The following is an 18,837-nucleotide window of genomic DNA, read 5'->3' on the forward strand; positions in this document are numbered from 1 at the left end:
CTGCACGCCTACCTCCAGCACGGCGGGCGTCCCGCCTTCGAGGTCCGCGCCGTCCTGGCCGCCACCCTCTCCCCCGCCTGGGGCATCTACAGCGGCTACGAACTGTGCGAGAACACCCCGCTGAAGGACGGCAGCGAGGAGTACCTCGACTCGGAGAAGTACCAGCTCAAACCCCGCGACTGGGAAACCGCCGCCCGCGAGGGCCGCACCATCGCCCCCCTCATCACCCGGCTCAACACCGTCCGGCGGCACAACCCGGCCCTGCAGCAGCTGCGGAACCTGCACTTCCACCACGCCGACAAGGACGAGGTGATCGCCTACTCGAAGCGGAGCGGATCGAACACGGTTCTGGTGGTCGCCAACCTCGACCCGCACCACACCCAGGAGGCCACGGTCTCGTTGGACATGCCGCAACTCGGCCTGGACTGGCACGAGTCCGTGCCGGTGCGCGACGAGCTCACCGGCGAGACCTACTACTGGGGCAGGGCCAACTATGTGCGCCTCGAACCGGGTCATAGGCCCGCGCATGTCTTCACCGTCCTGCGACCGTCCACCCCGCAGATCGGAGGGTCACCCACAACATGATCGTCAATGAGCCCGTTCCGGACACCTTCGAGGACACGCCCGCCAAGGACCGGGACCCGGATTGGTTCAAACGCGCCGTCTTCTACGAGGTCCTGGTGCGCTCCTTCCAGGACAGCAACGGCGACGGCGTCGGCGACCTGAAGGGCCTGACCGCCAAGCTCGACTACCTGCAGTGGCTCGGCGTGGACTGCCTGTGGCTGCCGCCGTTCTTCAAGTCACCCCTGCGGGACGGCGGTTACGACGTCTCCGACTACACCGCCGTCCTCCCGGAGTTCGGCGACCTGGCCGACTTCGTGGAGTTCGTGGACGCCGCGCACCAGCGCGGCATGCGCGTGATCATCGACTTCGTCATGAACCACACCAGCGACCAGCACCCGTGGTTCCAGGAGTCGAGGCGGGATCCGGACGGTCCGTACGGGGACTACTACGTCTGGGCCGACGACGACAAGCAGTATCAGGACGCCCGCATCATCTTCGTCGACACCGAGGTCTCCAACTGGACGTACGACCCGGTGCGCAAGCAGTACTACTGGCATCGCTTCTTCTCGCACCAGCCGGACCTCAACTACGAGAACCCGGCCGTGCAGGAGGAGATGATCTCCGCGCTGAAGTTCTGGCTGGATCTCGGCATCGACGGGTTCCGGCTGGACGCGGTGCCGTATCTGTACCAGCAGGAGGGCACCAACTGCGAGAACCTGCCGGCGACCCACCAGTTCCTGAAGCGGGTGCGCAAGGAGATCGACGCCCAGTACGCCGACAAGGTGCTCCTCGCCGAGGCCAACCAGTGGCCCGAGGACGTCGTCGACTACTTCGGCGACTACCCCTCCGGCGGCGACGAGTGCCACATGGCGTTCCACTTCCCCGTCATGCCGCGCATCTTCATGGCCGTACGGCGGGAATCCCGCTACCCGGTCTCGGAGATCCTCGCCAAGACCCCCGCGATCCCGTCCGGCTGCCAGTGGGGCATCTTCCTGCGCAACCACGACGAGCTGACCCTGGAGATGGTCACCGACGAGGAACGCGACTACATGTGGGCCGAGTACGCCAAGGACCCGCGGATGCGCGCGAACATCGGCATCCGGCGGCGCCTGGCCCCCCTGCTCGACAACGACCGCAACCAGATCGAGCTGTTCACGGCCCTGCTGCTGTCCCTGCCCGGCTCGCCGATCCTCTACTACGGCGACGAGATCGGCATGGGCGACAACATCTGGCTCGGCGACCGCGACGCCGTCCGCACCCCCATGCAGTGGACCCCCGACCGCAACGCCGGCTTCTCGTCCTGCGACCCGGGACGCCTCTTCCTGCCGGCGATCATGGACCCGGTCTACGGCTACCAGGTCACCAACGTGGAGGCGTCGATGGCCTCCCCGTCCAGCCTGCTGCACTGGACCCGCCGGATGATCGAGATCCGCAAGCAGAACCCCGCCTTCGGACTCGGCTCGTACACCGAACTGCCGTCCTCCAACCCGGCGGTGCTCGCCTTCCTGCGGGAGTACGAGGACGACCTGGTGCTGTGCGTCCACAACTTCTCCCGCTTCGCCCAGCCCACGGAGCTGGACCTGAGCCGGTTCAACGGGCGGCACCCCGTCGAGCTGTTCGGCGGGGTCCGGTTCCCGGCGATCGGCGAGCTGCCGTACCTGCTCACCCTCGCGGGACACGGCTTCTACTGGTTCCGGTTGCGCCGGGACGCCGCGTAATGGCCGGGTGAGGCGGTTTCCCCCGCCTCACCCGGGGCACGCAGAAGTGACACCCCTCGCGCTCCGGGGAAAGGACGTGACGCGCATGGCGGAAACGGTCACCTCTTCCGGCACCACCAGCACCACCGGTCACCTCCTCGCCTCACTGGAACCCCTGCTGCGCGAATGGCTGCCGCGCCAGCGCTGGTTCGCAGGCAAGGGACGCCCGGTCACCGGGCTCACCCCCGTGGCCGTCACCGAACTCCTGCCGCCCGACGGGCGGCTGGGCCTCTACCACCTGCTCCTGCGCGCCCACCAGCCCCCCGCGCCGGGCTCCGCCCCGCACGCCGGAGACTGCTACCAGCTCCTCATAGGCGTGCGCGAGGCGCTGCCGCCCCGGCTGGCGCCCGCGCTGATCGGACATGTGGAGGAGGGTCCGCTCGCCGGACGCACGGTGTACGAGGCCCTGTACGACGCCCGCCCCGCCGAGCTGCTCCTGGAGGCCCTGCGCACCCGGGCCCGCGTCGGCGTGCTGCGGTCCGAACGGGATCCGCACCAGGAGATCCGGGCCGGTCTCGTGCCCCGGCTGCTGACCGCCGAGCAGTCCAACTCGTCGGTGGTCTACGGAGATACGTTCATCCTCAAGCTGTTGCGCCGGGTGGTGCCCGGCGTCAACCCCGACCTGGAGATACCGCTCGCCCTGGCCCGCGAGGGCTGCCCCCGGGTGCCCGCGCCCACGGCGTGGCTGCATGCCGACGTGGGGGCGGAGTCCTCTGTGCTGGCCGTGCTCCAGCCCTATGTCGCCGGCGCCGCCGACGGCTGGGAGCTGGCGCTGCGCGAGCTGGCCAAGGGCGAGGACTTCACCGCCGAGGCCCGGGCGCTGGGCCGGGCGACCGCCGAGGTGCACACCGCGCTCGCCCGCGCCCTGCCGACGGTGACCCTCGGCCCGACGCAGATGAACGCGCTGGTCGACGGCATGACCGAGCGGCTGGCGGCGGCCGTGCAGGCGGTGCCGGCGCTGCGGCCGTACGAGCCGGGGCTGCGCTCGGCGTACGAGGCGCTGGCCGCTCTCGCCGCCGAGGGCCGTACCTGGACCGCCCAGCGCGTGCACGGCGATCTGCACCTCGGGCAGTGCCTGCGTTCGCCGTCCGGGCAGTGGTCCCTGATCGACTTCGAGGGCGAGCCGGCCCGGCCGCTGGCCGAGCGGCGGATGGCGCAGCCGCCGGTCCGGGACATCGCGGGCATGCTCCGCTCCTTCGACTACGCGGCCCACTCGGCGGCCCCGTCCGCCGCCGGCTGGGCGCACGCCTGCCGGGCCGCCTACTGCTCCGGATACGCGGAGGTGGCCGGCCGGGACCCGCGCACCGACCCCGTGATGCTGCGGGCCTACGAGACCGACAAGGCGGTGTACGAGGTCGTCTACGAGGCCCGGCACCGGCCCGACTGGCTGGCCGTGCCGCTGTCGGCGGTCCGCCGCCTCGCCGCGTCCGACCCGACCTGACCCGAACCTCGCCCTGGGGAGACCCGCTCGTGACGTCCAAGAAGTCAGCCCCTTCGAAGAGCGCGAAGAAGAACAGCAAGAACGCGAAGAACAAGTCCGGCAAGACCAGGGCCCAGAAGAGCACGGCCGAGAAGAGCCCGGAGATGAGCACGGCCGAGTCGAACACGGCCGAGAAGAACACGTCCGCGAAGGACACGGCCGCGAAGGACACGGCCGCCCGGAGCGGGACCGGGACGAACGCGGCCGGGACGAACGCAGCCGGGACGAACGCGGCCGAGAGGATCACGGCCGGGGAGGGCACGGCCGGGGAGGGCGCCGCCGGGCCGGGGAACACGGTGCGGGAGCCGGCGGCCGGGCGGGTCCCCCCGCAGCCGGCCGCGCCCGCCCTGGAGACCGCCGTCTCCCCCGCCGTGCACGCCGCCGACCGCGAGCGGCTGCTGCACGGCACTCACCACGACCCGCACTCCGTGCTGGGCGCGCACCAGGTCCCGGGCGGGGTCGCCTTCCGCGCGTTCCGCCCGTACGCGCAGGCGGTCACCGTGGTCTCGGGCGAACTGCGGGCGGAGCTGCACGACGACGGCGACGGGTTCTTCTCCGGCCTGCTCCCGCTCGCCGAGGTTCCCGCCTACCGGCTGCTGGTGACCTACGACGGCACGGTCCACGAGACCGAGGACGCCTACCGTTTCCTGCCCACCCTCGGCGAGCTGGACCTGCACCTGATCGGCGAGGGCCGGCACGAGCAGCTGTGGCAGGCGCTCGGCGCGCACGTCACCACCCATCAGGGCGTCACCGGCACCCGGTTCGCGGTGTGGGCGCCCAACGCGCGGGGCGTCCGGGTCACGGGCGGCTTCAACTTCTGGGACGGCGCCGGCCATCCCATGCGCTCGCTCGGCGGCACCGGGGTCTGGGAGCTGTTCGTGCCGGGCATCGGCGAGGGCGAGCTGTACAAGTTCGAGATCACCCGCCCGGACGGCTCCCGCACCCGGCGCGCCGACCCGCTGGCCCGGCGTACCGAGGCGCCGCCCGCCACCTCCTCGATCGTGCACGTCTCGCACCACGAGTGGGGTGACGCCGAATGGATGGCCCACCGGGCGGACACCCCGGTCCACGAAGCGCCCTTCTCCGTCTACGAGGTCCACCTGCCCTCCTGGCGGCCCGGCCTCACCTACCGCCAGCTCGCGGAGCAACTCCCGGCCTACGTGACGGAGACGGGCTTCACGCACGTCGAGCTGATGCCGGTCGCCGAGCACCCGTTCGGCGGCTCCTGGGGCTACCAGGTCACCGGCTTCTACGCCCCGACGGCCCGCCTCGGCACCCCCGACGACTTCAAGTACCTGGTGGACCGGCTGCACCAGGCCGGCATCGGGGTGCTGATGGACTGGGTGCCGGCGCACTTCCCGCGCGACGACTGGGCGCTGGCCGAGTTCGACGGGCGCCCGCTGTACGAGCACCACGACCCGCTGCGCGCCGCCCACCCCGACTGGGGAACGCTGGAGTTCGACTTCGGCCGCCGGGAGGTCCGCAACTTCCTCGTCGCCAACGCCGTGTACTGGTGCGAGGAGTTCCACATCGACGGCCTGCGCGTGGACGCGGTCGCCTCGATGCTCTACCTGGACTACTCGCGCGAGCCGGGCCAGTGGACGCCGAACCCGCACGGCGGCCGGGAGAACCTGGACGCGGTGGCGTTCCTCCAGGAGATGAACGCCACCGTGTACCGCCGCTGCCCCGGCGTGGTGACCGTCGCCGAGGAGTCCACGGCCTGGGACGGCGTCACCCGCCCCACCCACCTGCGGGGCCCGAGCGGCTTCGGCGGGCTCGGCTTCGGCCTGAAGTGGAACATGGGCTGGATGCACGACTCGCTGCAGTACATGAGCCACGACCCCGTGCACCGCACGTACCACCACCAAGAGATGACCTTCTCCATGGTGTACGCCTACAGCGAGAACTACGTCCTGCCCATCTCCCACGACGAGGTGGTGCACGGCAAGGGGTCCCTGGTGTCGAAGATGCCCGGCGACTGGTGGCAGCAGCGCGCCAACCACCGCGCCTACCTGGGCTTCATGTGGGCCCACCCGGGCAAGCAGCTCCTCTTCATGGGCCAGGAGTTCGCCCAGGGCGCCGAGTGGTCCGAGGTGCACGGCCCGGACTGGTGGCTGCTGGACCCGTCGTACGGGGCCGAGGCGGATCACCGGGGGGTGCGGGACCTCGTACGGGACCTGAACGCCCGGTACCGCGCCACCCCGGCGCTGTGGCAGCGCGACACCGACCCGGCGGGCTTCCAGTGGATCACCGGGGACGCGGCGGACGACAACGTCTTCGCCTTCCTGCGCCTCGACGCCGACGGCGCGCCGCTGCTCGCGGTCACCCACCTGGCGGCGGTGGTCCGCCCCGACTACCGCCTCGGGGTGCCGGAGGAGGTGCCGGCCTGGGTGGAGGTGCTCAACACGGACGCCGGCGCCTACGGCGGCAGTGACGTGACCAACCCGGACGTCGTCAAGCCGGAACCCCTGCCCTGGCACGGCCGCCCGGCGAGCATCCGCCTGACCCTGCCCCCACTGGCGACGGTGTGGCTGCGCCCGGCCTGACGGTCCCGGCCCGGGTAGGCCGGCCACCGGTCCCCGCGTTCCCGGGTCCCCGCGGGCGCCGGAGCACGGCGGCGGCTCCGGCGCCCGCGCGGCCTACCCCTCGCCGGTCCCGGCGTCGGCCAGGCCCTTCGGCAGTTCGCCGGTGTGCAGGACGCCCAGGCGTTGCGTGGCCCGGGTGAGGGCCACGTACAGGTCGCTGGTGCCGTAGGCGGCGGGTTCCACCACCAGCACGGAGTCGAATTCCAGTCCCTTGGCCTGGCGCGGGTCCAGCAGGACGACCGGCCGCGTCAGGTCGGGTTCCGTGCCGGCCGTGACGCCGTCCAGCCGGGCGGCCAGGGAGCGGTGCAGGGCGCGTGGGGCGATCACCGCCACGCGGCCCTCCTCAGGGGTGAGTTCGGCGACGGCCCCGGCGACCGCGCCGGGCAGGTCGCCGGACGCCTGCCGCACCCAGGGCCGCACGCCGGTGGAGCGGACGGACGCCGGGGGTTCGAAGTCCGGGTTCTCCGCGCGGACCACGGCCGCGGCCAGTTCCATGATCTCGGCCGGGGTGCGGTAGTTGACGCCGAGGCGGGTGTGTTCCCAGCGGTCCTCGACGTAGGGGGCGAGGATGTCCGACCAGGAGCCGACGCCGGCGGCCTCGGCGGTCTGGGCGGGGTCGCCGACCAGGGTCATCGAGCGGGTCGGGCAGCGCCGCATCAGCAGCCGCCAGGCCATCGGCGACAGCTCCTGCGCCTCGTCGACGATGATGTGCCCGAACGCCCAGGTCCGGTCGGCGGCGGCGCGTTCGGCGGCGCTGCGGTGGTCGGCCTCCTCGTGCCGTTCGGCGAACCGCTCGGCGTCGATGATGTCGTGCGCCGACAGCACCTCGGACGCCTCGGGGTCGCTGTCCTCCTTGTCCTCGAACTCGTAGGTGCGCGAGGCGTACGAGACGTCCAGCACGCCCTGGGCGTAGGCGATCCGGTCGCGGCGTTCGTGCTCGGCGCGGGTCCGCGCCAGCCGGTCGTCCTCGCCGAGGAGTTCGGCGGCCTCGTCCAGCAGGGGCACGTCGGCGACGGTCCAGGCGCGGGTCACCGGGCGGCGGATCGCGTCGGCGTCCTCGGGCGGCAGGTAGCCGTCGGGCTCCGCGAGGAAGTCGGCGACCAGCCGCTGCGGGGTGAGCCGGGGCCACAGCCGGTCGATGGCGTCCCAGACCTCGGGGTTCTCGGCGAGTTCGTCGCGGATCTGGGTGATGTCGGAGGCGTCGAGCAGGCTGCCGCCGTCGTAGGGGTCGGTGCCGACGCGCTCGGCGTACAGGTCGGTGAGCGTGTTGAGGATGTGCCCCTCGAAGTGCTCGCGGGCGACGTTGTGCGGCAGCCGGGTGGCGCGGGCGCGTTCGCGGGCCACGCTCACCAGGCCGTCGTCCAGCAGGAGCACCTCGCGGTCGTGCGCGATCGCGAGGACCGGGTCGGGCAGGGCCTGCCGGTCGCGGACCACCGCGGCGAGCACGTCCGCCATGCCGGCGCGGCCCTTCACGGCGGCGGCCTCCGGCGTGTCGGCGGCGGCGGCCTTCACGCCGGGGAACAGTTCGCCGACCGTGGCCAGCAGCACCCCGGTCTCGCCGAGGGAGGGCAGCACCTCGCCGATGTAGCCGAGGAAGGCGGGATTGGGGCCGACGACGAGGACGGCCCGGCGGGCCAGCAGTTCCCGGTGCTCGTACAGCAGGTAGGCGGCGCGGTGCAGGGCGACCGCGGTCTTGCCGGTGCCGGGACCGCCCTCCACGACCAGCACCCCTCGGTGCGGCGCGCGGATGATGCGGTCCTGGTCGGCCTGGATGGTCCGCACGATGTCGCTCATCCGGCCGGTGCGCGCCGAGTTCAGCGAGGCCAGCAGCACCGCGTCGCCGTTGTGGTCCTCGTGTCCGGTGCGGGTGGCGTCGCGCAGGTCCAGGATCTCGTCGTGCAGGGCGGTGACGGTGCGGCCCTCGGTCGCGATGTGCCGACGGCGGCGCAGGCCCATCGGGGTGTGGCCGGTGGCCAGGTAGAAGGGGCGGGCGACGTCGGCCCGCCAGTCGATGAGAACCGGGGTGCGCTCGGCGTCGTCCTCGCGCAGCCCGATGCGGCCGATGTGGTGGCTGGTGCCGTCGGCCAGGTCGATCCGGCCGAAGCAGAGCGAGCCGTCCACGGCGTTCAGCGCGGCGAGCAGCCCGGAACGCTCGGCGACCAGGATGTCACGCTCCAGCCGGGCCTGCATGGGCGTGTCGCCCTGGGCGAGCGCGTCCGCGACGGAGGTCGCGGTCTCGCCGCGCAGCACGTCCACGCGCGCGTACAGCCCGTCGATGAATTCCTGCTCGTCGCGCATTTCATCGTCCGGGAATTCACTCGGCGACAGATCCGCGTTTGACAATTCCGCTCCCGCCCGCATATACTGTGGTCACTGGACTTCTCCGCGACTTCATCGAATTGAAGTCGTGAACCACCGAATATACGCAGAAGAATCCCCCGAGCACAATTGCTCAGGGGATTTCTTGCGTCCGGGCCGGCTCTACAGCACGTCCGCCAGATCCTCCAGCAGCCGGCGCCTGGGCCGGGCGCCCACGATCGAGCGCACCGGCTCGCCGCCCCGGAACAGCAGCAGGGTGGGCGTGGCCATCACGCCGTAGGAGATCGCCGTCCGCGGATTGCGGTCCACGTCGATCTGCACGACCTTCAGCCGGTCGCCCTCCTGGGACGCGATGTCCTTCAGCACCGGCCCGAGCTGCCGGCACGGCCCGCACCACTCGGCCGTGAACTGCACCAGCACCGGCAGCTCGGAGCCGATCACCTCCGTGCCGAAATCGGCGTCCGTCACCTCGTCCAGTCCGCTCACCAAGCTCACCTCGTCAGCCCTCCCAGTTCGCAAGCGGGTTCCGGACCCCCCGGAACCAGCGCCTCGGCGGCCAGGTCGTCCCGCGCCCGCTCCGCCCGCGCCAGCTGCCCCGCGACCGTCTCGCGCACCGCCGTCAGCTGCCCGATGAGCGCGTCCAGTTCGGCCAGCTTGCGCCGGTAGACCATGAGCGAGGCCGGACACGAGTCACCCTCCGGGTGCCCGGCCCGCAGGCACTCCACGAACGGTCGGGTCTCCTCCAGGCCGAACCCGAAGTCCTGCAGGGTGCGGATCTGCCGCAGCAGCCTGAGGTCGCTCTCGTCGTACGTGCGGTGCCCCCGGCCGTCGCGCCGGGCCGGCAGCAGCCCCCGTGCCTCGTAGTAGCGCAGGGTGCGTGTCGTGGTCCCGGCCCGGGCGGCCAGCTCGCCGATTCGCATGGGTGCGACGGTACGGGTTGACGCCGACGTCAAGGCAAGCGGCGGTGCCGGCCGGACGGGGCGGCGGCGCGGGGCGCCGCGGCGGGGCCCGACCCGGCCGCGGGCGGCGCGGGGTCAGCCGGCCGTGCTGTCCACGAGTTCCTTCTCCCGCGTCTCCGGCCGCGGGGCGGCGGCCTCCCGACGCGGCAGCAGGACGGCCACCAGGACCGTGCCGACGCCCAGGATCACCGCGCCGGCCAGGCTGGTGCGGGCGACCGCGTCGGAGAAGGAGGCGCCCACCGCGTCGGCCATCCGCCGGGCGCCCGCGGCGAGTTCGGCGGCCTGCTGCTTGAGCTGCGCGGCCTGCTGCGGGTCCTTCGCGTGCGCCGCCCGCGCGGCCGCCTGCTGCGCCTTGTCGCCGATGCCCCGCGCGACGGCGTACCCGGCGCCGACCGAGTCCCGCGCGGTGTCCAGGGCGCTCGCCGGGAGCCTGCTGCCCGCGGTGGCGTCGGAGAGGCGGTCGCCGTAGGAGGTGGCGAGCAGCGAGCCGAGGAGGGCGATGCCGAGCGAGCCGCCCAGCTCCAGGGAGGTGTCGTTGACGGCGCCGCCGACGCCCAGTTCGGACTCCGGGAAGGCGCCCATGATGGCGTCGGTGCAGGGCGAGAGGGCGAGCCCGATGGCGAGGCCCAGGATGATCAGGGGGGCCAGGAAGTCGCCGTACCCGGATGCGGCGTCCACCCGCGTCAGCAGCGCGAGGGCCGCCGTACCGCCGGCCATGCCCGCGCCGACCGTCCACTTCATGCCGACGCGCGGGGTGAGCCAGCCGGTCAGGGCGGAGCCGGCGAAGACCGCGCCGGCCAGCGGCAGCATGCGCACGCCGGTCTCCAGGGCGTCGTAGCCGAGGACGAACTGAAGGTGCTGGGTGAGGAAGTAGAAGGCGCCGAAGACGGCGAGGAAGAACAGCGCGACGGCGAGGTTGGAGCCCGCGAACCGGCGGTCGGCGAAGCGGCGCACGTCCAGGATCGGGTGCGGGTGGCGCAGCTCCCACAGGACGAAGGCGACCAGGGCGACGCCCGCGACGACGGCCGCGCCCACGGCCTTGGCGCCCCAGCCGAAGTGCGGGCCCTCGATGATCATGTAGATGAGCGCGCCGGTCCAGACGACCGAGAGCAGGCCGCCTGTGCAGTCGATGCGGTCGTGGTGGCCGGCCTTCGACGGCGGGACGAGGACCAGGGCGCCGACGAGCGCGACGGCCGCGACGGGCACGTTGATCAGGAAGGTCGAGGACCAGCCGTGGTCGCGCAGCAGGGCGCCGGCGACGACCGGTCCGGCGGCGATGGCGAGCCCGGCGGTCGCGGTCCACAGCGTGATCGCCTTGGCCCGCTCCGCGCGCGGGAAGGTCGCCGCGAGCAGGGAGAGCGTGGCGGGCATGATGAGGGCCGCGCCGACGCCCATCACGGCCCGGGCCGCGATGACGGTCGCGGAGCCGTCGGCGAGGTACCCGGACACGGCTCCGCCGCCGAACACGACCAGGCCGAGGACCAGCGCCCCGCGCCGGCTGTACTTGTCGCCGATGGCGCCGAGCAGCAGCATCAGCGCCGCGTAGGGGACGGTGTAGCCGTCGATCACCCACTGGAGGTCGGCGCTGGTCAGGCCGAGGTCCCTGGTCATGTCGGGAGCCGCGACCGTGAGGGCGGTGTTCGCCATCACGATGATCAGCAGGCTGAGGCAGAGCACCAGCAGCGCCCACCAGCGCCGGGCGTAGGGGCGCTCCGTCTTCTCGACCGGTTCGGTCAGGACGAGTCGCATGGCAGGTGTGGCCTTCCTCGGATCGCGTCGGTACGTGCACGGCGGTGCGTACGTGCGTGACGGCACCGACTTGCACAATGGCGTGCAATTGCACAACCATGTGCAATGTACGTCCCTGCACAGCACTGTGCAAGTCGCGTCGGGGATGCCGCGGGGAGGCAGAATGACCGCCATGACCACGGGTAACAGCAGCCGCGCCGACGCCAACCGGCGCCGCATCCTCGACGTCGCCCTCGCCGAACTGCTGCGTGACCCCGACGCCTCCATGGACCAGATCGCGCGCGCCGCGGGCGTCGTACGGCGGACGGTGTACGGCCACTTCCCCAGCCGGGAAGCGCTGATCAGCACCCTCGTGGACGGAGCCGTGGAAGCGCTGGCGGACGCGGACGCGCGGGCCCGCGCCGCCGTGGCCGACCCGGCGGAGGCGGTGGCCCGCTCGATCCTGGCGATCTGGGAGATCGCCGACCGCTACCGGCTGCTGGTCGCCCTGGCCCAGCGCACGGTCACCGTGCAGGGCATCCGCGAACGCCTCGCACCGCTGCGCGAGGACAAGGTCCGCCTGCTCCGGCGCGGTCTGGACGAGGGCGTGTTCGTCTCGCCGCTGCCCGCCGAGGCGCTCGCCTATGTGCACGAGCAGATGCTGTTCGCGGTGACGGAGGCGGTGAACGACGGGCTGCTGGCGGCCGAGGAGGCGGGCCGCTCGGCCACGGTCGCCGTGCTGACCGCGGCGGGCGTGCCCGCCGCACGGGCCGCCGAGCTGGTGGCCGAGGTGGCGGGGAGCGGGCAGCGGCCCGGCGGCTGAGGCAAGGGGATTCCCGCCGCCCGGCGGCGGTGACCGGACGCCCGGCCCGGGTTCAGGCCGGGCCGGACGTCCGGAGCGCAGTCGGCGCCTCCCGCCGGGGGCGCCGGTGCCGGGCACGCACCCTGCCGCCACCGGGAGCGGCTCCGGACGCGTGCCGTCCCGACCCGCCGGGGAGCGGCTCCGCCCGGCACCGGCACCGGCGGCATGCCGTCCCCGGCAGCCGGGGACGACGCGACCGGAACGCCACGCCACTCCCGTCCCCGCCGGGCCCCTGTCCGGCGCCGCCAGCCGCCGGGGTACGACGGGACCGGAACCCACGCCGCACCGATGCCCGCCGCTCACCGCTCCCGCCGCGGGCCGCCCCGCCACCGGGGGCCACGGGGCCGGAGCGTCACAGGCCGGCCGGGCACCTGTCCGGCGCCCCCAGCCGTCACCGGCTGCCAGGAACGGCCGGACCGGAACGCCACGCCGCACCCGCGCCCGCCGTTCACCCATCCCGCCCCGAGCCGCCCCACCACCGGGGCCGCGGAACCGGAGCGGCAGCGGGTCGGTACGGCGCCGGCGCCGGGCCCGGCCACGCGCCGCCCCCGCCGCCGGGGAGCGACCGAACCGGGACGCCACGCCGCTCACCCGCCCGCCCGCCGCTCGCAGGCTGTCCGGCGCCGGTCCCGCTGTGCACCGCACCGGCCGCCGGCGGGGCCGGACCGGGGGGTGAGCGGGCCGGCGGAGGGGTGCGGGGCCGCGCCGGGGAGCGTCCGCCCCGTACCGGCGCGGCGGACGGCTACGCCTTGACCAGTCCCTCCTCCCGGGGCCCGGCGGCCCCGCCCACCGTCGGCCGGCCCTCGTCCTGCAGCGTCGTCTCGTCGAACGGCAGCTCGCCGGCCAGCACCCGCCGCACCCGCGCCCCGTCGATCTCCTTGGTCCACGTGCCGACGAGCACGGTGGCGACCGCGTTGCCCGCGAAGTTCGTCAGCGCCCGCGCCTCGCTCATGAACCGGTCGATGCCGACGATCAGGCCGACGCCGTCGACCAGCGCGGGCTTGTGCGACTGCAGGCCGCCGGCCAGGGTGGCGAGGCCCGCACCGCTGACACCGGCCGCGCCCTTGGACGCCAGCAGCAGGAACAGCAGCAGCGGGATCTGCTCGCCGACCGACATCGGGGTGCCCAGCGCCTCCGCGATGTACAGCGACGCCATGGTCATGTAGATCATCGTGCCGTCGAGGTTGAAGGAGTAGCCGGTCGGCACGGTGATGCCGACGACCGGCTTGCTGACGCCGAGGTGCTCCATCTTCGCGATCAGCCGCGGCAGCGCCGACTCGGACGAGGACGTGGACAGGATCAGCAGGAACTCCCGGGCGAGGTACCTGAACAGGGAGAGGACGTTCAGCCCCGCGACGATCCGCAGCAGCGCCCCGAGCACGACGAAGACGAACAGGAGGCAGGTGACGTAGAAGCCGAGCATCAGCGCGGCGAGGCTCTTGAGCGCGTCCGGGCCGGCCGAGCCGACCACGGCCGCGATGGCGCCGAAGGCGCCGACGGGCGCGGCCCACATGACCATGGACAGGATCCGGAAGACGAGCCGCTGGAGGTGCTCGACGCCGCGCAGCACCGGCTGCCCGGCCGGCCCCATCGCCTGCAGCGCGAACCCGGCGAGCAGGGCGACCAGCAGCGTCTGGAGGACCTGGCCCGTGGTGAACGCGGACACGAACGTGGTCGGGACGATCGACAGGACGAAGTCGACGGGCGGCAGGGCCTCGCTGGACACCTGGGCGTGTCCGGTCTGCCGGAGCGCGTGGGTCAGGTGCAGCCCGGCGCCCGGGTGCAGCACGTTGCCGACGACGAGGCCGATGGCGAGCGCCACGAGCGACATCACCAGGAAGTAGCCGAGCGCGATGCCGCCGACGGCGCCGACCTTCGCGGCCTTGCGCACGGATCCGATGCCGAGCACGATCGTGCAGAAGATGATCGGCGAGATCATCATCTTGATCAGGTTCACGAATCCGGTGCCCAGCGGCTTCAGCTCCACCGCGGCGTCGGGCCACACGAGCCCCACGGCGATGCCGAGCGCGACCGCCACGACGACGGCGAGGTAGAGGTGATGGGTCCGGTCCCGCTTCGCACGGGGTGCGGCAGGCGCCGTATCGGGGGTGCTGGCGGCCACGACTGCCCTCCTTGACGTCTTCGTCGGCGAACGACCGGGGTGCGGCTCACGTCCGGCGTCGCTGGGGAATGCCGTGACTATCTCCCGGCGGGTGAGGGCGGTCACCCTTGCGTTCATTTAGTTCACACTCCACCGGGGAGGCACACTGCTGGCATGCGCCGCCCGTCCCTGCCCCGCCCCCGCAGCCTCGCGGGCCAGCTCTTCGCCGTGCAGGCGGTGCTGATGGCGGTGGTCGTGGCCGGGTACGCGCTGTTCACCTACGTCAGCGACCAGCGCCAGGCGGAGGACGCGGCGGCCCGTCACGCGACGGCCGTGGCCCGCTCGGTCGCGGACTCCCCCTCGGTCCGCTCGGCGATCCGCACCCCCGACCCGACGAAGGCGCTCCAGCCGTACGCGCTGCGGGTGGCACGGGACGCGAACGTCGACTTCGTCACGATCATGAGCCCGTCCGGGATCCGCTGGACCCACCCCGACGAGGAGCAGATCGGCAGGCACTTCCTGGGCCGCATCGCCCCCGCCCGGGAGGGACGCACCTTCACCGAGACGTACACGGGCACGCTCGGCCCGTCGGTGCGCGCGGTGACGCCCGTGGCCGACGGCGGCCGGATCGTCGGCCTGGTCAGCGCCGGCATCAAGGTGGAGGCGATCAGCGCCCGGGTCCGCGGCCAGGTCGCCGCCCTGCTCGGCGTGGCCGGCGGAACGCTGCTGCTCGGCGCGGTCGGCACGTATGTGATCAACGCCCGGCTCCGCCGTCACACCCACGGCATGAACGCCGAGGAGCTGAGCCGGATGCACGACTACCACCAGGCGGCGCTGCACGCGGTCCGGGAAGGACTGCTGATGCTGGACGGGCAGTACCGGGTGGCGCTGATCAACGACGGCGGCCGGGAGCTGCTCGGCGTGGGCGGCGCCTGTGACGCGGAGGTGATCGGCCGCTCGGTGGCCGACCTCGGACTGCCGGCCCCGCTGACCGGCGCGCTGCTGTCCTCCGAGCCCCGGGTGGACGAGGTGCACCTGACGGCCTCCCGGGTGCTGGTGGTGAACACCTCACCGGTGTCGGGAGGGGAGCGCAGGGGCACGGTCGTCACCCTGCGCGACGTCACCGAACTGCAGTCCCTGATGGGCGAGCTGGACTCGGAGCGGGGTTTCACCGAGGCCCTGCGCGCCCAGGCGCACGAGGCGGCGAACCGCCTGCACACGGTCGTCTCCCTGATCGAGCTGGGCCGCGCCGAGGAGGCGGTGGCGTTCGCGACGGCCGAGCTGGAACTGGCCCAGGCCCTCACCGACCAGGTCGTCGCGGCGGTGGGCGAGCCGGTGCTGGCCGCTCTGCTGCTGGGCAAGACGGCCCAGGCGAACGAGCGGGGCGTGGAGCTGGTGGTGTCCCCGGACAGCCGGCTGGACGACGGCCTGCTCCCGCGGGGCATGTCCGCGCGGGACCTGGTGACCGTCCTCGGCAACCTGATCGACAACGCGGTGGACGCGGCGCAGGGCAGCGCGCGGGCACGGGTGACCGTGACGGCGTACGCCTCGGCGCGCGAGGTGGTGCTGCGCGTCTCGGACACCGGCCCCGGTGTCCGCCCCGACCACGCCGGCCTGGTGTTCCGGCGGGGATTCACGACGAAACCGGCCGGACCCGGCGGGCGGGGGCTCGGGCTGGCCCTGGTCCGGCAGGCGGTCGCCCGGCACGAGGGCACGCTGACGGTGGCGGACCGCGGCGGGGACGGCGACGGCGGAGCGGTGTTCGAGGTGCGGCTGCCGGTGCGCGCCGCCGCGGCGGCGCCGGAGGGCGGCGGGACATGACGGACGGACAGCCGATCAGGGTCCTGGTGGTCGAGGACGACCCGGTGGCCGCCGACGCGCACGTGCTGTACGTCGGCCGGGTGCCGGGGTTCGCGGCGGTCGGCAGGGCGCACACGGGCGCGCAGGCGCGGCGCTTCCTGGACCGCACGCCGGTGGACCTGCTGCTGCTGGACCTGCACCTGCCGGACGTGCACGGACTGCAGCTCGCCCGGTCCCTGCGGGCGGCGGGGCATCACGCGGACGTGATAGCGGTGACGTCCGCGCGGGACCTGGCCGTGGTCCGGGAGGGCGTCTCGCTGGGCGTGGTCCAGTACGTGCTGAAACCGTTCACCTTCGCCACGCTGCGGGACCGGCTGGTGCGGTACGCCGAGTTCCGCGCGGCGGCGGGGGAGGCGAGCGGGCAGGACGAGGTGGACCGGGCGCTGGCGGCCCTGCGGGCGCCGTCGCCCGCGGCCCTGCCGAAAGGGCTGAGCGGGCCGACCCTGGAGCGGGTCACGGTGGCGCTGCGGGAGGCGCCGGAGGGGCTGACCGCGGCGGGCGCGGCCGAGGCCGTGGGCATCTCCCGGATCACGGCCCGCCGGTATCTGGAGCACCTGGTGGACGCGGGACGGGCCGGCCGGAGCCCGCTCTACGGGCAGGTGGGGCGGCCGGAACTGGTGTACCGGTGGGTGAGCGGGGCGGAGCGGCGGGACCCCTGAGCGCCCGGCGGGTGCGGGCGGCGGACCCGGGTCAGGTCCGCAGGTAGGCGAGGACGGCCAGCACCCGGCGGTGGGTCGCGTCCGTCACGGGCAGGTCCAGCTTGGTGAGGATGTTGCCGATGTGCTTGCCCACCGCGGCCTCGGACACCACCAGTTCCCTGGCGATCGCGCCGTTGGACCGGCCCTCGGCGACCAGTGCCAGCACCTCGCGTTCGCGCGGGGTGAGCCGCTCCAGCGGATCACGGCGGCGGCGCAGCAACTGGCGCACCACCTCGGGGTCGACCACCGTCCCGCCGTCGGCCACCTCGCGCAGCGCCGCCACGAACTCCCCGACCTGGCCGACCCGGTCCTTGAGCAGGTAGCCGACCCCCGACCCGTCTCCTGAGTCCAGCAGTTCGGCGGCGTACGTCCGCTGCACGTACTGGCTGAGGACCAGGACCGGCAGCGCGGGCCGCGCCTCGCGCAGCCGCACCGCCGCGTGCAGGCCCTCGTCCTGGAAACCGGGCGGCATGCGCACGTCCGTCACCACGATGTCGGGAGCGTGCTCCTCGACCGCGGCGACCAGTGCCCGTGCGTCCCCGACGGCCGACACCACCTCGTGGCCGCAGCGGCTGAGCAGGCCGACGAGTCCTTCCCGCAGCAGCACGCCGTCCTCGGCCAGGACTATCCGGAGCGATCGGCCGCCTCGGTCAACTCGCAAGGAAACTCCACACGCAACAGAGTCGGTCCACCCGGCGGACTGGTCAGGGCAAGTCTGCCATCCAGCACCGACACCCGGTCCGCGAGGCCGGTCAGGCCGCTGCCCGCCGAGGGGTCCGCGCCGCCCCGGCCGTCGTCGCGCACCTGGAGGAACAGACGTCCGTCGCGGTGGCCGCCGCTCACCCGCGCGCGGCCGGCCCCGCTGTGCCGGTCCACGTTGGCCAGCGCCTCGCGGACCACGAAGTACGCCGCGGACTCCACCGCACGGGGCGGCCGGCCCGGCAGGTCGAGGTCGACGTCGACGGGGACCGCGCAGCGGTCGGCGGCGTCGGCGACCGCCGCCTGGAGGCCGTAGTCCGTGAGGACCCCGGGGTGGATGCCGTGGACGAGTTCCCGCAGTTCCGCCAGCGCCTCCCCCGCCTGTGCGTGGGCCTTCGCGAGCAGGTCGGCGAGCGGGCCGGGCGGCACGTCGAGGCGGGCCAGCCCGAGCGTCATCGACAGGGCCACCAGGCGCTGCTGGGCGCCGTCGTGCAGGTCGCGCTCGATACGGCGCCGCTCGGCCTCGAACGCGTCCACCAACCGCACGCGGGAGCGGGCCAGTTCCACCACCTCGGCGCCGAGCTCGCCCTCGCGGGAGGCGATCAGCAGCCGGGCCAGCCCGGCCCGGGCGCCCGCCGCGACCCCGAGCACGTAAGCGCCCGCACCCAGCAGGAGCAGGCCCAGTACGGCGACGCCGAAGGCGGCCGGCCAGGTGGTGACCGTCCACTGCTTGAGCACCTTCGCCTCCTGGCCGTCGCCGGCCGTGGCCATCAGCAGCGGGGTGGCGGCCACGGACAGCGGGAGGAGCAGACCGGCCGTGAGCGCCGCGGCGTCCACGGGCCACAACAGCACGGCGAACAGCAGCGCGTACCCGAGTTCCCGCCAGGTCGCCGGGTCGCGCAGCCGGGTGGTCAGCCAGGCCCGCAGTCCCGGCGCGGCCGGCGGCCGGCGCCGGCCGGACACCGGGCCGCGGTCCATCAGACGCAGCCTGCGCCGCTCCACCCAGGCCACCGGGATGCCGCTGAGGGCGAGCAGGACGAGCAGCGGCAGCCCCACCAGGACGAGGGCGAGCGCGCCGCAGACCGTCGCCAGCGCCGCGATCCCCACCAGGGCGGCGGCTCCGGTCACCGCGCCGGACAGCAGATACGCGGCGCAGCGCCAGGGCCAGGCCGACAGCGCGAAGCCCGGCCGGGACAGGGCCCGCCACACGGTGTGAGGGTGCATG

At 73.6% G+C, this 18,837-nt stretch carries 13 protein-coding genes and 1 pseudogene; 7 read left to right on the forward strand and 7 right to left on the reverse strand.

The window, feature by feature from the left end:
- The 4 genes and pseudogenes from ABZ261_RS03785 to glgB all read left to right on the forward strand — a co-directional run.
- Positions 1-585 (forward strand): annotated as a pseudogene (locus tag ABZ261_RS03785) (alpha-1,4-glucan--maltose-1-phosphate maltosyltransferase); the annotation flags it as partial.
- Complete coding sequence (treS, locus tag ABZ261_RS03790) at positions 582-2,282, forward strand: maltose alpha-D-glucosyltransferase (RefSeq protein ID WP_356854962.1); 1,701 nt, start codon at positions 582-584, stop codon at positions 2,280-2,282. The pseudogene ABZ261_RS03785 and the gene treS, both read left to right, overlap by 4 nt.
- An 85-nt stretch (positions 2,283-2,367) precedes the next feature.
- Positions 2,368-3,762 (forward strand): maltokinase, encoded by a 1,395-nt coding sequence (locus ABZ261_RS03795; protein WP_356854963.1) that lies wholly within the window; start codon positions 2,368-2,370, stop codon positions 3,760-3,762.
- Between the two features lie 143 nt (positions 3,763-3,905).
- Entirely contained in the window at positions 3,906-6,347 is a 2,442-nt protein-coding gene (gene glgB, locus ABZ261_RS03800; RefSeq protein WP_356855545.1) for a 1,4-alpha-glucan branching protein GlgB, read from the forward strand.
- A 93-nt stretch (positions 6,348-6,440) separates the two neighbouring features.
- On the opposite strand, the gene ABZ261_RS03805 is transcribed toward glgB, so the two are convergent.
- The 4 genes from ABZ261_RS03805 to ABZ261_RS03820 form a co-directional block, all read right to left on the reverse strand.
- Positions 6,441-8,684 (reverse strand): ATP-dependent DNA helicase, encoded by a 2,244-nt coding sequence (locus ABZ261_RS03805; RefSeq protein WP_356854964.1) that lies wholly within the window; start codon positions 8,682-8,684, stop codon positions 6,441-6,443.
- A 183-nt stretch (positions 8,685-8,867) separates the two neighbouring features.
- A complete protein-coding gene (locus tag ABZ261_RS03810; RefSeq protein ID WP_356854965.1) occupies positions 8,868-9,200 on the reverse strand; it encodes a thioredoxin domain-containing protein in 333 nt (110 codons plus the stop codon).
- Positions 9,197-9,625 carry a MerR family transcriptional regulator gene (locus ABZ261_RS03815; RefSeq protein ID WP_356854966.1) on the reverse strand — a complete coding sequence of 143 codons (429 nt, stop codon included), beginning with the start codon at positions 9,623-9,625 and terminating at the stop codon, positions 9,197-9,199. The genes ABZ261_RS03810 and ABZ261_RS03815 overlap by 4 nt, the downstream gene beginning before the upstream one ends.
- Positions 9,626-9,739: 114 nt before the next feature.
- The gene (locus ABZ261_RS03820; RefSeq protein ID WP_356854967.1) at positions 9,740-11,413 is read right to left on the reverse strand and encodes an MFS transporter; all 1,674 of its coding nucleotides are present in this window, start codon (positions 11,411-11,413) and stop codon (positions 9,740-9,742) included.
- A gap of 163 nt (positions 11,414-11,576) precedes the next feature.
- Between ABZ261_RS03820 and ABZ261_RS03825 the strand changes: the two genes are divergently transcribed.
- A complete protein-coding gene (locus ABZ261_RS03825) occupies positions 11,577-12,215 on the forward strand; it encodes a TetR/AcrR family transcriptional regulator (protein WP_356854968.1) in 639 nt (212 codons plus the stop codon).
- Between the two features lie 781 nt (positions 12,216-12,996).
- On the opposite strand, the gene ABZ261_RS03830 is transcribed toward ABZ261_RS03825, so the two are convergent.
- Complete coding sequence (locus tag ABZ261_RS03830) at positions 12,997-14,376, reverse strand: cation:dicarboxylase symporter family transporter (protein WP_356854969.1); 1,380 nt, start codon at positions 14,374-14,376, stop codon at positions 12,997-12,999.
- A 153-nt stretch (positions 14,377-14,529) separates the two neighbouring features.
- Between ABZ261_RS03830 and ABZ261_RS03835 the strand changes: the two genes are divergently transcribed.
- Both ABZ261_RS03835 and ABZ261_RS03840 read left to right on the forward strand, forming a co-directional pair.
- Entirely contained in the window at positions 14,530-16,176 is a 1,647-nt protein-coding gene (locus ABZ261_RS03835; protein ID WP_356854970.1) for a sensor histidine kinase, read from the forward strand.
- Positions 16,173-16,874 (forward strand): response regulator, encoded by a 702-nt coding sequence (locus tag ABZ261_RS03840; RefSeq protein ID WP_356854971.1) that lies wholly within the window; start codon positions 16,173-16,175, stop codon positions 16,872-16,874. The genes ABZ261_RS03835 and ABZ261_RS03840 overlap by 4 nt, the downstream gene beginning before the upstream one ends.
- Before the next feature lie 31 nt (positions 16,875-16,905).
- Here ABZ261_RS03840 and ABZ261_RS03845 read toward each other — a convergent pair whose 3' ends face one another.
- Positions 16,906-17,574, reverse strand: coding sequence for a response regulator transcription factor (locus tag ABZ261_RS03845; protein WP_356854972.1), 669 nt, complete (start codon positions 17,572-17,574; stop codon positions 16,906-16,908).
- On the reverse strand, positions 17,538-18,836 hold the full coding sequence (locus ABZ261_RS03850) for a sensor domain-containing protein (RefSeq protein ID WP_356854973.1): 1,299 nt from the start codon (positions 18,834-18,836) through the stop codon (positions 17,538-17,540). The genes ABZ261_RS03845 and ABZ261_RS03850 overlap by 37 nt, the downstream gene beginning before the upstream one ends.
- Position 18,837: the final 1 nt, after the last annotated feature.

The sequence above is a fragment of the Streptomyces sp. NPDC006193 genome (assembly GCF_040613915.1).
In the GTDB taxonomy this organism is placed as follows: domain Bacteria; phylum Actinomycetota; class Actinomycetes; order Streptomycetales; family Streptomycetaceae; genus Streptomyces.